Annotated in this window: 24 protein-coding genes; 20 read left to right on the top strand and 4 right to left on the bottom strand. The window is 63.9% G+C overall.

Annotated features, from left to right (window positions below):
* Positions 1–5 precede the first annotated feature (5 nt).
* From RhoFasB10_RS18485 to RhoFasB10_RS18410, 16 genes are all read left to right on the top strand, one after another.
* On the top strand, positions 6–1,658 hold the full coding sequence (locus RhoFasB10_RS18485; RefSeq protein ID WP_167677859.1) for a phage tail protein: 1,653 nt from the start codon (positions 6–8) through the stop codon (positions 1,656–1,658).
* 10 nt (positions 1,659–1,668) lie between these two features.
* The gene (locus RhoFasB10_RS18480; RefSeq protein ID WP_206031091.1) at positions 1,669–2,286 is read left to right on the top strand and encodes a DUF2744 domain-containing protein; all 618 of its coding nucleotides are present in this window, start codon (positions 1,669–1,671) and stop codon (positions 2,284–2,286) included.
* Positions 2,283–3,284 (top strand): hypothetical protein, encoded by a 1,002-nt coding sequence (locus tag RhoFasB10_RS18475; RefSeq protein WP_167677857.1) that lies wholly within the window; start codon positions 2,283–2,285, stop codon positions 3,282–3,284. Before RhoFasB10_RS18480 ends, RhoFasB10_RS18475 begins: the two co-directional genes overlap by 4 nt.
* Positions 3,285–3,286: 2 nt before the next feature.
* Positions 3,287–3,643 carry a hypothetical protein gene (locus tag RhoFasB10_RS18470; RefSeq protein WP_167677855.1) on the top strand — a complete coding sequence of 119 codons (357 nt, stop codon included), beginning with the start codon at positions 3,287–3,289 and terminating at the stop codon, positions 3,641–3,643.
* Positions 3,640–3,840 carry a hypothetical protein gene (locus RhoFasB10_RS18465; protein ID WP_167677853.1) on the top strand — a complete coding sequence of 67 codons (201 nt, stop codon included), beginning with the start codon at positions 3,640–3,642 and terminating at the stop codon, positions 3,838–3,840. The genes RhoFasB10_RS18470 and RhoFasB10_RS18465 overlap by 4 nt, the downstream gene beginning before the upstream one ends.
* On the top strand, positions 3,840–4,427 hold the full coding sequence (locus RhoFasB10_RS18460) for a C39 family peptidase (RefSeq protein WP_167677851.1): 588 nt from the start codon (positions 3,840–3,842) through the stop codon (positions 4,425–4,427). The genes RhoFasB10_RS18465 and RhoFasB10_RS18460 overlap by 1 nt, the downstream gene beginning before the upstream one ends.
* A complete protein-coding gene (locus tag RhoFasB10_RS18455; RefSeq protein WP_167677849.1) occupies positions 4,427–5,212 on the top strand; it encodes a glycoside hydrolase family 19 protein in 786 nt (261 codons plus the stop codon). Before RhoFasB10_RS18460 ends, RhoFasB10_RS18455 begins: the two co-directional genes overlap by 1 nt.
* Complete coding sequence (locus RhoFasB10_RS18450; protein ID WP_167677848.1) at positions 5,212–5,664, top strand: hypothetical protein; 453 nt, start codon at positions 5,212–5,214, stop codon at positions 5,662–5,664. Before RhoFasB10_RS18455 ends, RhoFasB10_RS18450 begins: the two co-directional genes overlap by 1 nt.
* Complete coding sequence (locus RhoFasB10_RS18445; RefSeq protein WP_167677846.1) at positions 5,661–6,089, top strand: hypothetical protein; 429 nt, start codon at positions 5,661–5,663, stop codon at positions 6,087–6,089. The genes RhoFasB10_RS18450 and RhoFasB10_RS18445 overlap by 4 nt, the downstream gene beginning before the upstream one ends.
* Positions 6,089–6,544, top strand: coding sequence for a hypothetical protein (locus tag RhoFasB10_RS18440; RefSeq protein ID WP_167677844.1), 456 nt, complete (start codon positions 6,089–6,091; stop codon positions 6,542–6,544). Before RhoFasB10_RS18445 ends, RhoFasB10_RS18440 begins: the two co-directional genes overlap by 1 nt.
* A gap of 32 nt (positions 6,545–6,576) precedes the next feature.
* The gene (locus RhoFasB10_RS18435; RefSeq protein WP_167677842.1) at positions 6,577–6,846 is read left to right on the top strand and encodes a hypothetical protein; all 270 of its coding nucleotides are present in this window, start codon (positions 6,577–6,579) and stop codon (positions 6,844–6,846) included.
* Positions 6,843–7,184 carry a hypothetical protein gene (locus RhoFasB10_RS18430; protein WP_167677840.1) on the top strand — a complete coding sequence of 114 codons (342 nt, stop codon included), beginning with the start codon at positions 6,843–6,845 and terminating at the stop codon, positions 7,182–7,184. Before RhoFasB10_RS18435 ends, RhoFasB10_RS18430 begins: the two co-directional genes overlap by 4 nt.
* 1 nt (position 7,185) lies before the next feature.
* Complete coding sequence (locus tag RhoFasB10_RS18425) at positions 7,186–7,551, top strand: hypothetical protein (RefSeq protein ID WP_167677813.1); 366 nt, start codon at positions 7,186–7,188, stop codon at positions 7,549–7,551.
* Between the two features lie 2 nt (positions 7,552–7,553).
* Positions 7,554–8,390, top strand: coding sequence for a hypothetical protein (locus RhoFasB10_RS18420; protein ID WP_167677838.1), 837 nt, complete (start codon positions 7,554–7,556; stop codon positions 8,388–8,390).
* Positions 8,391–8,462: 72 nt separating this feature from the next.
* Positions 8,463–10,325 (top strand): hypothetical protein, encoded by a 1,863-nt coding sequence (locus RhoFasB10_RS18415; protein ID WP_167677836.1) that lies wholly within the window; start codon positions 8,463–8,465, stop codon positions 10,323–10,325.
* A complete protein-coding gene (locus RhoFasB10_RS18410; protein ID WP_167677834.1) occupies positions 10,325–12,391 on the top strand; it encodes a BNR repeat-containing protein in 2,067 nt (688 codons plus the stop codon). Before RhoFasB10_RS18415 ends, RhoFasB10_RS18410 begins: the two co-directional genes overlap by 1 nt.
* Here the strand turns inward: RhoFasB10_RS18410 and RhoFasB10_RS18405 are convergent.
* Together RhoFasB10_RS18405 and RhoFasB10_RS18400 are read right to left on the bottom strand one after the other, a co-directional pair.
* On the bottom strand, positions 12,353–13,588 hold the full coding sequence (locus RhoFasB10_RS18405) for a hypothetical protein (RefSeq protein ID WP_167677831.1): 1,236 nt from the start codon (positions 13,586–13,588) through the stop codon (positions 12,353–12,355). The genes RhoFasB10_RS18410 and RhoFasB10_RS18405 overlap by 39 nt on opposite strands.
* 46 nt (positions 13,589–13,634) lie before the next feature.
* Entirely contained in the window at positions 13,635–14,021 is a 387-nt protein-coding gene (locus tag RhoFasB10_RS18400) for a hypothetical protein (protein WP_167677829.1), read from the bottom strand.
* 153 nt (positions 14,022–14,174) lie between these two features.
* On the opposite strand from RhoFasB10_RS18400, the gene RhoFasB10_RS18395 reads away from it, so the two are divergent.
* From RhoFasB10_RS18395 to RhoFasB10_RS18380, 4 genes are all read left to right on the top strand, one after another.
* On the top strand, positions 14,175–15,200 hold the full coding sequence (locus RhoFasB10_RS18395) for a hypothetical protein (protein WP_167677827.1): 1,026 nt from the start codon (positions 14,175–14,177) through the stop codon (positions 15,198–15,200).
* A 91-nt stretch (positions 15,201–15,291) separates the two neighbouring features.
* Complete coding sequence (locus RhoFasB10_RS18390; RefSeq protein WP_167677825.1) at positions 15,292–15,678, top strand: hypothetical protein; 387 nt, start codon at positions 15,292–15,294, stop codon at positions 15,676–15,678.
* Positions 15,679–15,759: 81 nt separating this feature from the next.
* On the top strand, positions 15,760–15,921 hold the full coding sequence (locus RhoFasB10_RS18385; protein WP_167677823.1) for a hypothetical protein: 162 nt from the start codon (positions 15,760–15,762) through the stop codon (positions 15,919–15,921).
* 123 nt (positions 15,922–16,044) lie between these two features.
* Complete coding sequence (locus tag RhoFasB10_RS18380; RefSeq protein WP_167677821.1) at positions 16,045–16,995, top strand: tyrosine-type recombinase/integrase; 951 nt, start codon at positions 16,045–16,047, stop codon at positions 16,993–16,995.
* 392 nt (positions 16,996–17,387) lie between these two features.
* On the opposite strand, the gene RhoFasB10_RS18375 is transcribed toward RhoFasB10_RS18380, so the two are convergent.
* Together RhoFasB10_RS18375 and RhoFasB10_RS18370 are read right to left on the bottom strand one after the other, a co-directional pair.
* Entirely contained in the window at positions 17,388–17,996 is a 609-nt protein-coding gene (locus tag RhoFasB10_RS18375) for a DUF4352 domain-containing protein (protein ID WP_167677819.1), read from the bottom strand.
* Positions 17,993–18,604: a sigma-70 region 4 domain-containing protein gene (locus tag RhoFasB10_RS18370; RefSeq protein WP_167677817.1), complete on the bottom strand. Its 612-nt coding sequence runs from the start codon at positions 18,602–18,604 to the stop codon at positions 17,993–17,995. The genes RhoFasB10_RS18375 and RhoFasB10_RS18370 overlap by 4 nt, the downstream gene beginning before the upstream one ends.
* Between the last annotated feature and the right edge of the window lie 300 nt (positions 18,605–18,904).

Genomic DNA, 18,904 nt, shown 5'->3' with positions numbered 1-18,904 from the left:
GAACTGTGACTGCTCCCGTCGCCGACAAGATCGACTTCGAGAAGTTCAACCAGCAGATCGAAGACATGCTCAAAGAGGAGGCCGACCGCCGTCGGCTCCCTCCCGAGGTCGAGTTGTACGACGGCGACTGGAATTCCGTCGGAATCTGCGGACAGATCAACTCGGCGTCGTTCCAGTTCATCGACAACGAGGTCGGGTCGGCCTCGCTCGAAATGCCGCTGGACTACTACCTGTCCGAGTGGGCCATCAACGTCGACGGCCGCGCCACCTCCGACGTGCACGTCCGGATGGAGAAGGACGGCGCCCGCTGGACCGGCAAGATGGACGAGCTCAAGATCATCAAGGATGACTCGGGCCGCCGGTTCGTCCGACTGCTGTTCAAGCACGACCTGCAACAGCTCGCCCACATGGTGGTGTACCCGAATCCGTTCCTGCCGCCGGAGATTCAGTTCCCCCGCCTATGGCTGTGCTTCGGCAAGGCGAAGTGGGCGCTGAAGACGACGCTGCTGTGCACGATCATGCGGCTCGAATCGTCGCTGTGGACGCTGCCCGACAATCCGCTCGACAAGTCGCAGTGGAACAACTTCAACCAGTCGACCTGGTGGAACGTTGTCAAACCGTCTATGCCGGGCGATATCGACAATTCGCTGCCCGCGATCGTGCATTCGCGGATGAAGACGATGTTCGACACCGGCAAGAAAATCGTCGCCGACTCGCAGCTGTCGTGGGTGTGCCGCCGCTATCTGCCGGGTGATCCACCGCCGTGGGAGGGCGCGAACCTGCGCTACGGCTGCCTGGTGTGGGATCTCGTCGACAAGTCCGGATTCAACACGGGCACAGCGTTTCAGGGCAACCTGTTCGCCGGGATCATCAAAGAGTTTCTGAACATTCACGGCGACGGCATCACCGAGACGGTGGAGCAGGTCGACGACCCCAACATTCCCGGCATCTACCCTGCGCCGCAGGTGCGCGGCACGACACCGGCGAACCCGGGTGTCGTGTTCTGGGAGTCGGAGATGTCCGGCATCCAGTCGTCCGAGTACTCGCAGAAGCCGTCGGGCCCGGTCGGGTCTGTCGCCGGCGGGCATTCGATGCCCGGCGTCAACGAGTTGATCTCGGCGACGGTGCAGATGATCGGCGACCTCACCGCAATGATCCCAGGCGTTCCGCCGCTCGGCGGTATCGCAGACGCACTACTGAAGCCGCTGTACACCGATGTTTTCCTGGCGTTCGGGAAGATCAAGAACTCGAATCGTGCCCGGCGTGCGGGTGGTGCGCACTATCACGAGGAGTTCGCTGAGGGCGCCGACAAGGCGTACACCCTCGGGTATCTGATCGCGCAGCGCGCACAGATGTGGAAGACCCGCGAGGTCCGGACCTGCACGTTGAAGGTGGCGGACTCGGCGCCGTGGACGGTCGGCGACTACGGCGGCGGCGACTTCTTCCTCGGCGACCGTGTCGGATTCAACATCATCGGCATGCCGCCCGGCGTCGTCTACGTCGAGCAGGTCTCGGAACTCACCCTCGCGTGGGACCGCTCCACAGCGCCGACGTGGGACATCACGATCGGCCAGCGCATCCCCACTGATCCGGTGATGGAGCTGTACGAGGCCATCCAGGAAATCTTCTCCATCACAACCGAACTCGGAATCATGTAAGGGGGTCACGTTGCCGCGCATACCTACTCAGCAGTGGTGCCTCGCCCAAGAGGATCCGAAGAAGCGTCACCAGTGGTTGTTCGTCGGGTCGATGGTGTACGGCGCCACCGCCCGCTACACCCCGGACGACGACAGTCTCGAGGTGTTGTCCGAACGCATCCCGGAGGGCGGGTATGTGCATGTCTCCGACCTGCATACGCTCGCCGACGCCGACGGCAACATCCATGTGTCGAAGCTTCCGGTGCAGACGAAGAAGCTGAAGCTCCCGGCGATGGGCCAGCATCACACGCTGAACAACACTTCGCAGTGGGTCGACTTCGACGAGCCGGATTCGGTGCCGATGGTGGCGCAGGACATGGACGCATTCACCACCGAACAGAATCAGGTGCACTTCCAGCAGCTGCTGGACAAGGGATTCCGCCCGCCCGAGGAGGCGGAGGGGCCCGCCACCGCGACGGTGGAAACCGACCCGCCGAAGACATTCAACCCGACGGAATGGACGCCGTCCGAGGTGAAGGGCTACCTCCTCGGCCAGGACGACACCGAGCGCCGCCGGGTCCTCGCGTTGGAGATGCTCGGTAAGCGCCGCGACAAGATTCTGAACTACCCGGATTGGAAGGGTCTGTGACCTATCCGGTCGGGAATCCGCCATCTGAGGCGTATGTCGAGGGCACCGTCTCGGATGCGCAAGGGCAGTCCGAGGAATCGATTCGCGCGGGTCTGCGGCAGCAGATCGGCGGGTTCGGCATCGCGCAAGGCCTGTTCGGTGGCCTGTTCGCGGGCATCGCCGACTGGATCCTGAACTTCAACGCGGTCCTCGACGAGCAGGTCACACAAGCGGGCGAGATCACCGAGGATCTCACCAGCCTGGAGAACCGTGTCGAACTGTTGGAAGGCGGCGCGGTCACCGTCCGCACCTACGCGTTCAACAGCATTTGGACGAAACCACCTGGATTGATCCGGCTGGGTGTCGCAGTCGAAGGTGGCGGGCACGCGGGCCGGTCCGGTTCGACGGTCACTGCCCGCGTCGGCGGTCTCGGCGGACTGTCGGGCGGCTACCGATTCCAATGGTTCGAGCTCGCAGCGATCGAGCACGACCTCGGCGCCACTGAAGAAGTGGTGATCGGAGCGGGCGGCCAGATTCCGTCACAGCTGGGTGGGGTGTCCCGCTTCGGAAACCACGTCGTGTCCGTGCCGGGGGTCGGCGCCATTCTCTCGGTCGAGGGAGCGGTGATCTCGAATTCGGCTACTGAGCGCGGCGGCAAAGGCGGGGACGGGTCCGACCCTGTCACGGGTGACGCGCCCACCGGCGGCGAGCAGGGAGGCTCATCTGCATTCGCTGCTGGAGGCGCAGGCGGATCTACCGGCGGGACCCGAGCCGGATCCGACGGCCAGGACGCAGTTCTGAGTCCTGTGGCCCGCGGTAATGGCGGCGGCGGTGGCGGCGGCGGCGGAACGCAGCTCGCCGGAACTGTCGGCGGCAAGGGCGGCAACGGCGGCTACCCGTCAGGCCCTGGTGGCGGTGGCGGCGGACGTGGCCACGGTATCGGCTCGACGGACGGAGAGGGCGGTCTGGCCTCCGACGGCCGCGTCACTCTCATCGAATACACGAAACTTGAGGACTGAATATGCCTGTCGCATATCGGATTACCGAACAAATACCGGGGAAAGCCGGTGAGGCTTACGGCTACGAACTGTCCGAGCCATATAGCGGCGCCGACTACCTGATTGTGTCGCGAATCGACTGGGCTGCATTCGGGCTGCGGGAGACCCGCATCGCGCCTGGCCAGTTGCTCGACGGGCAGGTGATAACTCAAACCGGGGTCGATAACTCGCTCGCGCTGTCCATCCCGTTCCCGCTGTGCACACATGCGGAAGCTCTGGCCGAGATCGGCTACGAAATCGGCGAGAAGCCTCCGGTGGAAGAGACGCCTCCGGGCGACCCCGACGTCAAGGTAGAGCCCACCGCGGAGGTGGAGCCGTGAGCTTCATCCGCACCAAGGAGCAGGCGTCCCCGTTCAAAGCGTCGCAGACGGTGTCGAAGGTCGCCGAAATCTGCGGCGTCACAGTCCCCGATGTAGTGGCGGTCATGGCGGCCCGGTCCAAGCCCGGCGCCACCTCATCCACCTCGGTCGACTTCACCACCGCCGAAACCATTCTCCGAGTCTTTCAGGAGTCCTGATGCCGATCCTCAAGCACAGCAACACCCCTCAGGAGACTGGATTCTGGTGCGGCCCAGCGTCGACGCAGATCGTCCTGACCGGGTTCGGTATCGATGTCGCTGAACGTGATCTCGCGCTGGAGCTCGGGACAACGACGAACGGCACCGACTGGATCGGGCAGATCAGCCAAGTGCTGCAGCGCCGCTCCGGGCGCCCGTACATCACCGTCGAGATGCCGAACGATCCGCCGACGCGTGCACAGGTGGACCGACTGTGGGACGACATCGTCCGGTCGATCGACGGCGGCAACGGGGTCGTCGCGAACATCGTCGCCCCGGCATCGAACCATCCACCTGGCTACCCGAATTACACGATCTATCACTACTTCACGGTGATGGGCTACGAGCCGGACGGGCGTCAGGTGTACGTCGCGGACCCGGCCCGCTTCGGCGGCTACTCCGAGTACTGGTTCACGGTCGAGAAGCTGGCGTCGATGATCACACCGAAGGGCTACAGCGCAGCACCCACTGGTGCACCTGTTCCAGTGGTCGACGCCCAGGCTGAGACGTGGGCGCTGATCGAAGATCAATTCCTGGGTCCGCGCTGATGGACGCACAGACGCTCCGCGCTGCGATGCAGGAAACCTACGTGTCCGACGCGACCATCGCCGCCTACCTCCCGCACTTCGAGGAGGCAATGCGCGCGGCGCAGATCGACACCGTCAGGCGGGCAGCGGCGTGGTGCAGCCAGATCGGACACGAGTCGGCGGGCCTGCGGTACATGGCCGAGATCCAGACGTCCGGGCACGACTGGTCGTGGGACCGCACACGCTACCGCGGGCGCGGCCCCATCCAACTCACCTGGCAGTCGAACTACCGCAAGTTCGGAACGTGGTGTCACGACGTCGGTTACATCGACAATCCCGAATTGTTCGTCGAGCGACCCGAACTCGTCGAGCAACCACGTTGGGGGTTCCTCGCCGCGTCCTGGTACTGGCTGCGCGGCGGTCCCCGCGCCGGGGAGATCAATTCGTTCGCCGACGCCGGCGACATCCTCGCGGTCTCGCGCTGCGTGAACGGCTGGGTTCCTACACCGAACGGCATGCCTGATCGGCAAGCCAGATACGACCGAGCACTCCGGCTCGGCGACGCACTACTTCCTCAGGAGGACGACATGGCAGACGCCGCAGGAGTTTTCGAACAGGTCATGGGGCCGGAAGGCGACGACGGCAAACGAGGCTGGCCCCAGCTGGGCGATTTCCTCCAGTCGAAGCGGTCCATCGTCGACGCACTCGGCCGCGTCATCCAGCAGAACAACTTCTCGATCGAGCAGAACGCACGCATCGAGCAGAAACTCGACATCATCATCACCGCGTTGAAAGCAGGCAAGTGATGGGCGACACCGTAGCGGAGATCGTCACCCGCGAGGTCTTGGCGAAGGTCGGCACTGAACTCGACGCGGTCCGTGTGCGCGCCGAGCAGGTCATCGCTGACGCGGCCGCCCGCGTCGAAACAGAAGCTCGGGCACGTCTCGACGCAGCTGTCACTCAATTCCCGGCCTCGACGCCGGTGATCACCGAGGACGGCGACTTCGACCCGGTCGGCTGGATCAAAGCACAAGCCGCGTCGCGTGCCTGGCGCACACTTCTGCAAGGCATCATTTCGGCCGTCGTCATCGCATTCGGTACCGCAGTGGTGCAGTCGATCGCCGATCCAGGCTTCGACTACACCTCCGCCTCCGATTGGAAGATCGCCATTGGGCTCGGCGTCGGCGCCGTCGGAACCGCGCTCGTCAGCCTCGTACAGAACAAGCTGGCGATCAAGCCGCCGAAGGTGGGTCTATGAGCCCTCACTCGATAGCAATCCTGCTGAAGGATCTGCTGTTCTTCGCGAGGACGGCGACCCTCGTTCTCGGTGCGATCGCGATCGGCTACGGCGCGCTCACGCTCGTGTTCGGTGAAGCACTGTGGGACGGCCCATCTCACGTGTACGGGACGGCCCTGTCGGTTCCGTACGCACCGCAGTCCTGGGGTCTCGTCGCGATGGCCGCGGGCATCTGCGTGATCAGCGGTCAACTATTGGACCGGCACCGGCTGATCATCGTCGGCGCGACGGTGATGGTGTTGTGGTTCCTGTTCTTCGGAGGATCGTTCCTGTTCGACGTCGTCGAATCGCAAAGCCCATTCGGCGCGCCGGGAGCACTGGTCTACCTGTCGCTGTGTCTGCTGATGGCGCTGCGATCGGCCGTCAAAGTTCCAGGGCGGCTGTGATGTTGCGCCGCGCATGGATGTTCATGCTCGGTGGCCGCAAGGTCATCTCGGGCAGCTGGCCGCTGTACCGCATCTGCATGCTGATGCTCACCATTTCGGGTGCCTTCCAACTGATCACAGGCAAAGTGCCGGGATCGGTGTCGGCGACGAACTCGCCCGAGTGGACCGACATCGTCTACATGTGGATGCAATTCCTCGGCGGAGCAGTGACGTTGGCGTCGCTCACGATCGGCTGGCGGGACATCAGCGCGGCTATGGGCATCGAACGCGTAGGCGCCGTCCTGGTCGCGTTCTCCTCACTGATCTACGTGATGTCCGTCGTGGACTACAACTCCGGACCGCCGACCTCATCCGGCGTCTGGCTCGTCATCGGCGTCGGAACGTACTGCGCGTACCGCGTCTTCGAAATCTCCGACACGTTCCGTGAGGCCGAGCGAAAGAGGCGCGAATGCTAGGGACGGTCATACAGCTGGTCGGCGCCTCGGGTGTGACCGCAGCTCTCACCCTCACGCTGACTTGGCTGAAAGACCGTCGCCGCAACTCAGCTGACACGAACCAGATCATCGCCAACATGTACGCCGGATCGGTGAAGTTCGCCGACGAGCGTCTCGACAAGGCGATCGCCGACCTCGATCTCTGCTCCCGCAAGTGCGACGCCTTGTCCGATCTCGTGCTCGGTCTTATCGACCAGTCCATTGATCAGGCGACGGCGCGAACGCGGCACCGCGAGATCCAATCTTGGAGGAGGGCCTCGTGAGCGGCTACGACCCCATCGTTGACGACCTAATCCTGACCCGAGGCGCTGACTGGGCGCACCGCTACAACAAAGCCCAGTCGGACACCGCGTTCCCCACCGGAACGACAGCCGAAATTCAGGTCACGAAAGACGACAAGCCCGGCTCTCCCGTCCTCGCGACGTGGCCGGCCGAGTCTGTCACCGACAACTACATCGAATTCTGGGTGCAGTCCGAGGACCTCGACGGTGTACCCGCCCGCTACCGCTATCGGCTGATGGTGCACTACCCGGCCGTCGCCCCGATCACCGACACATTCGACTTCTGCTGGTACCGCGGAACCGTGAGAAGGAAAGACTGACATGGCTGCTATAAAGATGACCGCCGATTTCCGTGAGGGCGCTGCGGTGTGGGCGACCAGCCAAGGCAATTCGCTGAGTCTGCACACCGGCGACCCGGGAACGACCGGCGCCAACGAAATCTCGGGCGGCTCCTACTCCCGGGTGGCGACGACGTGGACCGCTGGTGCGGTCGATGGGGCGGTGGCCGGCAGCGAGGTCGAGTTCAACATTCCCGGACCGGTCGCCCCCGCTACCGTCGTCACGCCGACGCATCTGGGGTGCTGGTCGGGGTCGACGTTCAAGTGGGCGGTGCCGATCTCGAACATCCAATACCCGGGCCCGTCGAAGGTCCGGATCACGGCCACGTTCTCGGCGCCGCAGGGCTGACAGTGGATTCGTCCACCGCCGCCCGGCCGACTATCCCGGTCACGGCCATTCCGAGACCGGCGCGGTCGTCGAGTGTGGCGGCGCGCCCGTTCATGACGGTGTCGCAGGCGCCGCCGGACACGGTGCCGAGGCAACCGCAGAAGGCGGTTCTGCAGGATGTCGCGGCCGACCTGTTCTTCGATGTCGCGGTGGCGCAGACCCCGATCATCTTCCTCCCGGCGTCCGCCGAGCTTCCGTTCGACGTGACGGTGATTCAGCAGCCGACAGGTGGCACGTACACGATGGCCGTGGCCGCTGAGCTTCCCCTGACGGTCGACCCGTCGACTGTGCCCGTCGCGCCGGCCGCGCCGACCTTCGACTTCGACGTCACCGCTGCCACAGCCCCTGTCGTGGAGGTGGCGCCAACGCTGCAGTTCGACGTCGCGGTGTCGCAGTACGTGCTCGCGAACCAGGGCATCGACAAGTCCGGCAACCAGATCCTCACGTCCGCCAACGTGTGGACGCGGCTGTCCCCGTGGGCTGTCCGCTCCGGGTACCCGGCGACGGTCATCGTCGACGGCGACGGTATCCGAGTGCCCGCCGGTGTGGTGGCCTCCTACGAGTATCGGCTCGCTGTGTCGTCCGCGGCGGGCACCGGCAACACCCAGTCGATGCGGCTGGTGAACGGCTCGACGGTCGTCGACTCGGTCACCATCGCGAACACGACGACCACCACCACCCGCACCGGGACGTTCACCGGCACCGGCGAGGTCGCCCACCTCGAAGCGTCCGTCACGTCACCGAACTCGGGCCGCGGCACCATCACTGCCTCCACCTATCTCGTCCTCACCGTCGTCTGATTCCGATCCCCCTCCCCTTGTCTCGCGATTGGAGTACCGCCATGCCCACACCTATCTGGATCGGAGTCTGACATGGCCGTTGGATTCACCACTGTCCGCGTCAACATCGGCGTGTTCATCATCGACGGTGTCGACGACGACGACGTCTACGACGATGTTCCCGCGTCGGGGCGGGTGATCTTCGAGCCGATGCTCGACCCGGGTAAGCCGGTGCAGGTCGACGACAACGGGCAGATGAAGATCAAGGTCGTCGCACCGTTCACCGCCGACATCGGATTGACGGGCGAGATCTCGCACCGGAACCGCAACTATGTGACGGTGCCGGCGCCGACGAGTGCCACCTCGAATGTGTCGCAGTTGCAGTGGAAGGCAACGTTCAAGGACCTCACGTATGGCGGGCAGGTGTTGCCGCAGCAGCCGCCGATCTACTTCTGGGCAGAGCCGGGTGTGGAGATCAACCTCGCCGATCACGTGAATGTGGCACCCGGTTCGACGGCGGTGCAACTGTCGCGTGGTGCTCGCGGGTTCGGTGTCGTCGGCGCGGTCCCGGTGGAGGATGCCGCGTTCGCGATCGAATACCAGACCGCGAGTGGCACCGAGCTCTCCGAACCGATTCCCCTTCCGGAGGGCGGCAGCGGCGTCCCCGACGAAGGTGTGACCGAGGCGAAACTCGCCCCGGAGGTGCGGGATCAGATCGCGTCGAAAGCCACCCTGACGGGCATGTACCCAGCCGTCCCCCTGTACGGGTACGGGAATTCATGGATGGACGCGGCCGGGTTCTTCGGGGCCCTGCCGTCCCGGTTCGGATTCTCTCTGTCGGGGAATCGTGCGGTCGGCGGACATCGGGTGCAGGACACCGCGATCACCGCCCTCTCCCCAGGTGTGGGCGAGTGGACCCCCGGTAGCGGTGTGGTGGTCGTCAACGATCTCGGCAACAACCTGGCCGACCCGGATGATGCGGCTAACCGCGGCGCCGCCCTGGAGTCGGCCCGCGCCCTGTGCGCGATCTTGTCGTCTGCGTCGAAGACCGAGTCGACGGGTTGGACGTATTCGTCGTCACCGGCGTGGTCGGACACGGCGATGGGCTACGCCGGCGCGTCGGGCGACTCGTACGCCATCTCCACCAACGATGGCGCGTATGTGGATTTCCCGGTCCCGGCGGGCACCTCGTATCTGACGGTGTTCGGCGGCGACGGTGCCGCATTCAAGACGGGCACGGTGACGGTGACGCAGGGCGGCCGCACGTTCACGAAGGCCACGAACGAGAAGGCCCGCGCTACCACGTATCGGGCGTCGCTGGGGGTGGCACCTGTCGTGGTGCGTCTCGACGGCATGTCGGCGGGGACGGCGCGGGCGACGTTCACCACCGGCGGTGTCGCAGGCGCGGTGTCTGCCGTCGACTGCCTCCTCACCCTGTCGCAGACACCGCCGACGATCGTGTGGATCAAACCCGTCGCAGTCACCGCCACCGGCTACACCGGCAAGACAGCACTGCTGACGTATCTGCGGTCGATCCCGGATGTGTTGGCGCAGGAATTCCCGAACGTGGTGGTGGTCGACCCGGCAGCCGGGTGGGACCCGACCACCATGCTCGGCCCGGATGGGCTGCACCCGAATACGGCGGGGTGGGCGCACGTCGGCGACGCGGTGTCCGCGGCATTGGTGAGGCAGTCGGTCGGAGGACTGGACGAAACCGCCGTCGCAGAGGTCGTCGCAACGGTAGGTGACGCACGTTATGCGCCGAAAGTGGAGACCGCCGTCCTGACCCGAGACAGCGCCGGACGGATCACCTCAGCCGTGGAGAACGGCGTTACCGTCACCTACGGCCGTGACTCTGCTGGCCGCATCCAATCCGAGACAAAGGCCGGAAAGATCACGACCTACACCCGCGACGGTTCCGGCCGCGTCGCTTCCTGGGAGACGGTGAACGCCTGATGGACATCCTCGCTATCGACGAAGCCGCCGCTGACGCCGCGGCAAAGTACACCCTCGGCAAGAAAGCAAATTCCGTCCGCCTCGACGTGCCACCGACGCTGGCATCCGGGCAGACCCGCTACAACGCCACATCCTTCGCTCAGCCGGTCGCCACTGACGGCAACGACCTGTACGTTGCCGTCTACAACACCGCGGGCGCACTGACCCTACACAAGCGGACCCTCCCACTTGGGGCATGGACAACGTTTGACCTGTCCGCTATTGCCGGAAACCCGCTGGCGTTGCCTGTCGACACCGACAGTCACAACACCGCATCGATATTCGTCGACGCCCAGGGTTATATCCACGTCGCAGCGAACATGCACGGCGACGCCATGCGCTACGTTCGCTCGACCAACCCTCGCGACATCACCGCCTGGAATGCGCCGGGAATGACCGGTACCAACGAAGCGCAGGTCACCTACCCGCGGTTCGCGATGCATCCGGACGGCACACTATTCCTGCTCTACCGCGACGGCGCATCCGGGATGGGCGATCTGTACCTCAATCGCAAACCAGTCGGCGGGGTGTGGACCCAGGTCGGAAAGATCGCCGACGGCAAGACCACCAGCGAAAACCCCTACGAGACACGCTTCGTGATCGACCGTCAAGGGCGGTTGAACATTGGGTTCACCTGGCGTCCGAACGGCGGCGACCACAACACCAACGCCGACGTGCATTTCCTGCGCTCCGACGACAAGGGCGCGACATGGAGGTCGGTGACCGGGACCACAGTTACGCTTCCACTCACTCACGCCAACACTTCCGCCCGCGCACTTGCGACCGCGGCAACGAACTCCGGGATCATAAACCAGTTCGGGCTCGACGTCGACACCGCAGGACGGCCACACATGGCGCTCACCCTCGCGGACGGAACCGCCCCCGACCGGAACGTTCACCACCTGTGGTGGAACGGCACGAACTGGGTCAACGATCAGGTCACAAACCTCGGTAACGGCATGGGCTACAACGAGATCCCGACCCGACCGGTGATGATCTGCTCGGACAACGGCCGCGCCCTGATCGCCTACTCGTCACCGCGCTTCGGGCCGACCATCGGCACCTACCGGATGATCGACGTCACCGACTCGACACCGGTCGACTTCCCGATTGCCCTGATCGACGGGCGCGACGCCGAGCTGACCGTCGACGAGCGTGCCCTGCGCGAGAAGAACATCTACCGCACCATCGTCACCTCCGCCAACGGTGATGTGACATCGGTCGGCCCGGAATACAACGCACTGGACAACTGGTCGGCCCAGCTCGCGGCGGTGCTGTCAGTTGACCTCGACCTCATCAGTGAGGTGGCGCAGCGCAAGGTGCGGCTTCCGTCGATCGAGGTACTCGGGACGCTCTCCCTTCCGGAAAACCTCACCGTTCTGCCTCCGCAAGTCGTCACGGTTACCGGGGCTCCGACTGGTGGCACGTTCACGCTGTCGATCGGTGGGCAGACTACTGCGCCCATCGCATGGAATGCCTCCGCCGCCGTCGTCCAAGCGGCATTGGGTTCTCTGTCGTCGGTGGGAGTCGGCAAGGTCCAGGTATCCGGGGCTGGCCCGTACACCGTGACGTTCGACGGATTCGTCGTCGGCACACTGACGGCGTCGGCGTCAGGACTCACCGGTGGAACAAGCCCAGCGGTGACCATCGCGAACTCGTCCACGCTTGCCATCATCTCGACGTCGGCTCCAGCGTTCGTCACCCCGCGGGACGCGCGCAACAGACGATTGTTCGCACAGTTGGCAATGCGGGCTCGCATCGACTCGGCAGGCAGCGGCAAATCGCTGACCATCATGGTTCGCGAGGTCAAGCAGGGCGGCACATCCCGAAACTTCGGAACCTTGCAGTTCACGGGCGGATCGACCAGCATCGCGGCGACGCCGTGGATGCCGCTGAATCAGTTCGCAAGTGGTGCCAACGCGGACATCTTCGTGGATCATCTTGCGAGTTGCGGCGGCGGGGCCGTGGGCGTCGTGTCCGCTTCGTCGCTACGCGTAGGCGCGCTCGACGGCCCGATCTTCTACTGATTCGTTGTCCTGGCTTGGCGCTCGCCTGGAGTAGGCGAGTCCTACGCAGAGCCACAGAAGGATCGCCGAACTAGGCCAAGCCAGGACATCGAAGATGAAGAACTGCGCTATCCACACAACCAGCATGAGCCTGACTGCACCAGCGTCGCGCTGTATCGCTGCAAAAATCAGCCCGCAGATAAGGACGAGACCGGCCAGGCCGTATTGGATGAACAGCAGTAGAAACTGGTTGTCAATCGCGAGAAATCGATCCGACTGCAGCAGCCCGGCATTTAGCAGTCGCGGCGTGGATGCGCTGCCATCACCGAAGGCCATGGAGAGGAAGCCGCGAACGTCGGAGAGACGAGGGACAACTGCGATGGCACCTGCACGGTGAGTGAAAGATCCGCTGTCCAACAGTTCGCGGATACGATCCTCGGACAAGGCAAGCCCGATCAAGGCCAGTGGCACGCCGAAGAATAGACCCCGAGCTGCCATCGCACCCCACGTGGATGCCCCCCACGTGACGAGTACGAGCGCTATCAGAACGAGGACGGCGTTACGACTGCCTGAAGCCACGATCCCTCCGGCGAGGAGCACGATCAGGGCGACACGATAGTGGGCCTTCGCTACCGCGTCCGTCGCGACGATCATGGACACGGCGATCAGTGCCAGAGCTGCCAGGACGAGTGGGTGCCCAAGTGTCCCTTGGGCGCGTTCGAACCCGTCGATCAAGGTCGACTGCAGCCGAATCGACTCTCCGTCACGTCTGATGTTCGCCCCGCGCCACAGCGGTTCAGCCCCGCTGACCACCTCGTAAATGGCGTACAGCGATTGCGCCGCTGCAACACCGATGACCCACCGAAACACCGGGCGCTCGACCCCATGGGCGCGTACGGAAGCGCCGAGTACCAAGCCTGCGATTGCGATCCCTGCAAACGCTGCCAACGTCAGCCACTGGTAGGAATCGTTTGCCCGCAGGTTGGCGATGCTGCCAGAGACTATGAACATGCCCAAGGCCACAATTACGCCCGGCCGAAGTGTGGTCCCTCGGTCCTTCACAACGGTGACGATGGTGACCAGTGCGATCGCGGCGAGGATCGGGAGCCGTAGAGCGGTGTCTGCCCCGGTAAGTCGCAAGACTGGAATTGCGGTCAGGGCCAGGATCACTCCGACGGTCGCGGCCAGCGTGATCTTGGCGCTCGGGGTTCGGGGCACCCACGCATTGTGCCGTACCGGAGGAGTCAATGCCGTACCGGAGGAGTCAATCGAGCATGAAGGTCGATCCCTCGTTCAGCTCGACGTCGGAGCGGACGCCGAGTCCGCGGGACGGTATCGAAACGCTGTAGCTCCCCGCCTGTTCGATGACGGGCAGAATGAATGGCATCGCACAGGTGTCCTCGACCTCGAAGCCCGCGAGTAGTTGCGTGGTCCAGTGTGGACCGTTGTCGGTCGACACCGTGACTGGTGTTCCTGCCTGGAGGTCGCTGCCCGCTGGGATGCATTGGTCAGCGCGGTTGGTGTACGCGGAGACAACGATGGCCGAGTTCACTGGGCCCGGTTCGACGGTGTCCCACGGGTAGAGGAAGTACATGCCGAGGCATCCGGCGATGATGACGCCGAACAAGATCGCTTCACGGCGACTGGTCATGGCGAGCATTGTGCCGTACAGCCCGGTCTGTGCGCGCATCGAATGACCCGCGAGAAGCGGCGCATAATACGAGATTTGTACCCATCGCCGACAGTGTCACCTGCGCAGCCGGGTTGGTCCGGGGCGTGAAAACCGACCGGCTAGCATCACACGATGGCCGAGTATCAGATAACGCCGTATGTGGTCTCCGTGACACCGACGGGAGATCGCAAATCACCGCGTCGCATGGGTGACATTTCACTGACTGAGATTTCGGCTCTGCAGGCGGTCACGGACACCTTCGTCACCCTCAGCCACGAGCAAGAACCACGTCGTCGAGCAGACGAAGAGTCAGGACGTCAGATCGACTACCTGAACGTGCGCGCCGCGAACCGTCAGGTGGAAGTGACCTGCAGCTTGGGAGTTTCGGGCTACAACAGCATGCTGAAACTTGCTGCACTCGATGTCCCTGCTCAACGTGATCATCGCGATACAGAATGGTTCGAACTACGGGCGGTATTCGCTGCGGCTCCCACTGCCCGGGCAGGCATACTGCTCATCGAAGGAGTCGGGAGCTTCGGCATGGCATCGCTGATCAGTGAGGTTCTGCAGCAGGGAATCAGGGCTAACGTCGAGAACGTCACCGTATCCGTGAAGCCGATTCAGGATGCGCAAGCATGGGGCGAAACATTCGCAGCCATGACAACTCAAGCCTTGGAGTTCAGAACACTCATTCCCGGCGAGGTCGCAGATAACGCGCCCACCGGCGGCAAATCTGTACCGCTATCGAAGATTCTCAAGATCAGCCGACGCGGAGGCCTCGGGCCGTACAGCACCATCACCGGCAAGAAGCCACATGAGATCGCAGATAAATACGGGGTCGGATCCGACATCGACGACGACACATGGGTCGTCGCCACAGTCGCGAACCCTGATCGACGTGGCAGCGGTAGAAAGATCAACGTGGGCGAGAACAAGGTCTCCTCGATCTCGTTTCCTGTGGAGCGCGCTTCGATGTCCGGCAGTCCGACCGACGCGGAGTTCTATGCAACCGCGGGCCAGATCGTGGAAGATGTACGACAGGGCGTGGGCTTGGGCAACTTGGAGGTCGAAGCGATGGACGATGCGGTCGACCTGCGCAACGTAGAACAAACAACTGCGGCGAACTGGACGGTGCCTAATGAAGCTGCTTCCAGCTAGTGTCGTTTCTGAGCAGATTCGAACGCTCGGAGGTTCTTCATGGAGGGTCGCGGCTGGCGACTACGGGTGGCTGTACGTAGTCCCAGGCCTGGTGGGCGTGCTCGCGGCTGTGATCGGCGTACCTAGCGTCGATCCCGCTAATCTACTTGCGGGTGTCGCGGTGCTGACCGGCCTTATCTTCAATCTGTCATTCAGCGTTTTCGACAAAAGCCTGCAGATCCGCCGAGATCCGATCCAATCGGCCGACCCGATCATCGTGATGCTGGTGGAGGAGTTGCGTGTAAATATCAACTACACCGTTTTGATCGGTATCGTCCTCACCGGCATCCTCACGAGCGCGACCTTGTTCACGACACCATTCCAAATCTTCGCCGCGGTCACGGTGGGCTTGGTGGCTGCCGCGATGGCGCATCTGTTGTTGATGTGCGGGATGATCCTGAAGCGGTTCAACTCGTTGCACGATGCGATGAAGCCGTAGCGCTCGCGAGACCAGACAGACCCCGCCCCCTGCGAGTCGGGGTTTTCTGCTGTTCGAGGTCCAACTGGGATACTGGGCGGCATGGCTGACGAGCAGGACTTCACGTTCCGACCACCCGCAGACGAGGGCCAGCCCGGGTACGTCACGACGGCTGACGGCCGGCGCGCGTTCCGGTACGAGGGCAAGGACGAGCTGATCTACGACGAGTCGGCTACCGCGCCGGGACCGTCTGCGGCGGAGTAGCTTTCCGGGGTGTGTCGGAGCCCGGGTGTACCCTGTGTGATCTGAAATGGGCGGCCTCGGCCGGTGCTACCAACACCGATCGAGGCCTTGCCATCCACCACCAGAATGCACCTGGAGAAGTGAATGACCGCGCTACACGTTACAGCCATGCCTGCGTCCGGGGAGTTTTCCTCGATTGACCGCGAGTTCTACATCGAAGCGTTTCTCCACCGGTGGGATTCGGAGAACACGCGGATCGCGTACCGCAACGACATCGACGTCCTCTCGCAGTGGTGCACCGCCCACAATCTCGAGATGTTTGCGGTGCACCGCATCCATCTTGAGATGTTCATGCGGCACCTCGCGGAGGAGCGCGGCAACTCGGCGAACACGATCATCCATCGCATCGGCACGATCCGGCAGTTCTTCGACCTGGCCGTCGACGACGGGCTCATGCAGAAGAACCCGACAACGAAGCTGCGCTTACCGAAGCGACCACCAACCAGCGCGGTGCACAAGGCGCTGACCCCGCGTGACTACGAACGGTTGGCGTGGGCTGCCGCAGAATCGAAGCCAACCGAGTACGCGCTCATCCTGACGATGGGCATGTGCGGACTCAGGGTCACTCCGGCCTGCAGCCTCGACGTCGAAACCTCGACCGTTGTCGATCAGGCGTACCGCATGTTCGTGTTCGTCACGAAGGGCGGCGAAACGATGTCGGTGCCGCAGCCACCCGCGGTCGTTCAGGCCGTCGACCGCATCGTCGACGGGCGCACCACCGGCCCCCTTTTCCTGCGCCGGGACGGGTCGCGGATGACACGCGCCTCGGCAGCCCGAATCATGACGAGGCTCGGCAAGAGGGCGGGCATCGAGCAGCACATCACCCCGCACACCCTGCGCCACACTTTTGCTGTGACCTCGCTGGAGAACGGGGAGCCGCTCGAAAACGTCGCGCTCTCGCTGGGGCACAAGGACTCGTCGACGACGTACCGGCACTATGGGCGTAGGCGGATTCCGAACAATCAGCACACGTCGCATTCCGTTGCGGCGAGCATCCGGATTCCTACGCTTCCTCCGCTGCGGGCTGCGTCGTGACGGCTTCGCGGCTCCACGAGAAGGTGGATCGTCCCCCGTCTGAAGGCACACAGTCCGCGGTGAGCGGCGGGGTGTAGACAATCTGGTCGCATTCGCGGCAGGTGTGGGTGCGATGCATAGTTCCGCACTGGCAGTTGCGGGAGCCAACGAGCATCCGGTTCGGGCCGAGCTGATGCCCCAGAGGGCAGAGTGTCGGAGCATCCTCCGTCCAGCCGTGCTGGGTCCGGCGCAGCGAATTGTGGTCCACCCGAACCCTCCCGTGGAGATGAAAAGCGGGACCCGGTCTTCCCTACCGAGCCCCGCAAGCGAGAACCTACCATCAATCGAACACATGTACGAAGCGCCCCACCTCAACAGAGGTGGGGCGCTTTTCGCGTTTCTCGACGGTGGGTCTACTCGGTGACGAGCTCGACGTAGGTGGGCTTGTCGTACGCGTTCTTCGAGTCGGCGAACCCGAACGCGACCGCCTGCGCCGCGGCCGGAACCTCGTAGACGAACTTCATCGGGCTGTCGAAGCCAGGCTGCAGCATGTCGTTGCAGCCGGGGTTTCCTTCGATGTTGTACTGCTCGTCGACGGTCGTGTATTGACGCTGCCCGTCGGTGGTGAGGGTGTTCTGGATGGGGAAGGAACAGGTGAGGTCGATGGGCTCGAGTCCGTCGTTCAGGACGGTCGTGTCTACGACGAAGAATTTGCCGCCCGCGCGCGCCGGCTTCTGCGTGAACTCTGCGTAGCTGCCGCTGTAGCCGGAATCGTTGAACGAGATGGTCGGCGATTCGATGACCGAGTGGACTGTGATCACGATGCCTTCGCTACGCGCTTCCTCCCCGATGATCGGATAGTCACCGCCTTCTTCCGACGCTGTGGTTGTGGCTGCCGTGGTGGTGGCCGATGCAGTAGTCGAGTCCTGTGTGGTCTGCTCGGCGGCAGCGGGCTCCTCGTTCGACGAGCATCCTGCGAGTAGGATCGCGGCGGCCGCGCCGACGATGAGTGTCCGTTTCATGAGCTAACTCCTACCAGACTCAAGGCTTCGTTCTCTGCAGTGCTGTCGGCTTCGGTGGCCGCGTCACGCCATCGTCGGACGGTGGTGTCGGAGACGCCGAGCTGGCTCGCGATTTCTCGTAGCGACATGTCGCCCTCTGCGACGAGCTGCAGCGCGAGCCGGCGTCGCTCAGGGTCTCCCTTCATGGGCGAGTCTGTCGGCGTCTCGGCGGGTTCCTCTCGCTCGGCTGCCGCGGTTCGATCCGCCGGTAGCCTCCCGAGCCGAACCGTCAGATGGGTCACCCACAGCAGGAAGATCGGCGGAGTCAGTGCGACACCAACCGCGATCCACGTCGACTGCGTGACCCAGGCGTGGATGCCGTTGCCGACGACCGACACCGCGGCGGCGGCGACGAGCAGCGGCCACGAATGCCAGTCTGGTGCGGCGAACACGGCGACCGTGCCGACGACGATGGTGCCGTCGATCATGACCGGCCACAGGTAGGCCTGCGGCCCGAGTCCGGCGATGTGCGCGAGGTCGGCGAGGGCGATGTATGAGATCGCGAAGCTGATGATGGACAGGGCGACGGTGCCGCGGCGGGCCGTCACGAGTGCAGTGGTTCGAGACATGGTTCTCCCCTGGAACCGGACGGCGCGGTGAGCCGTCTGAATGGCTATGGACGAGATCGAGCGCGAGGCGATTCGAGATGAGGGCGGCAACCCGGACGATCCGCAGACTGCGATCGCGCACGCGTGTGTGCGGGCGACGCTGAGGAACTATGCGCGGAGTGATGTCGGTGCCGCGGTGGATGTGAATTTCGAGTGGTCGTGCTGCACGTTTGCTGCACGACCACCCGTTCGATACCGGTGAAACCCGCTCTGACCTGGTGCCCCCGGCAGGATTCGAACCTGCGACCAAGGGATTAGAAG

The sequence above is a fragment of the Rhodococcus sp. B10 genome, assembly GCF_011770055.1.
GTDB classification, from domain to species: domain Bacteria; phylum Actinomycetota; class Actinomycetes; order Mycobacteriales; family Mycobacteriaceae; genus Rhodococcoides; species Rhodococcoides kyotonensis_B.
Note: the sequence above shows the minus strand (reverse complement) of the source record. Positions and strands in the feature narration are given on the sequence as shown.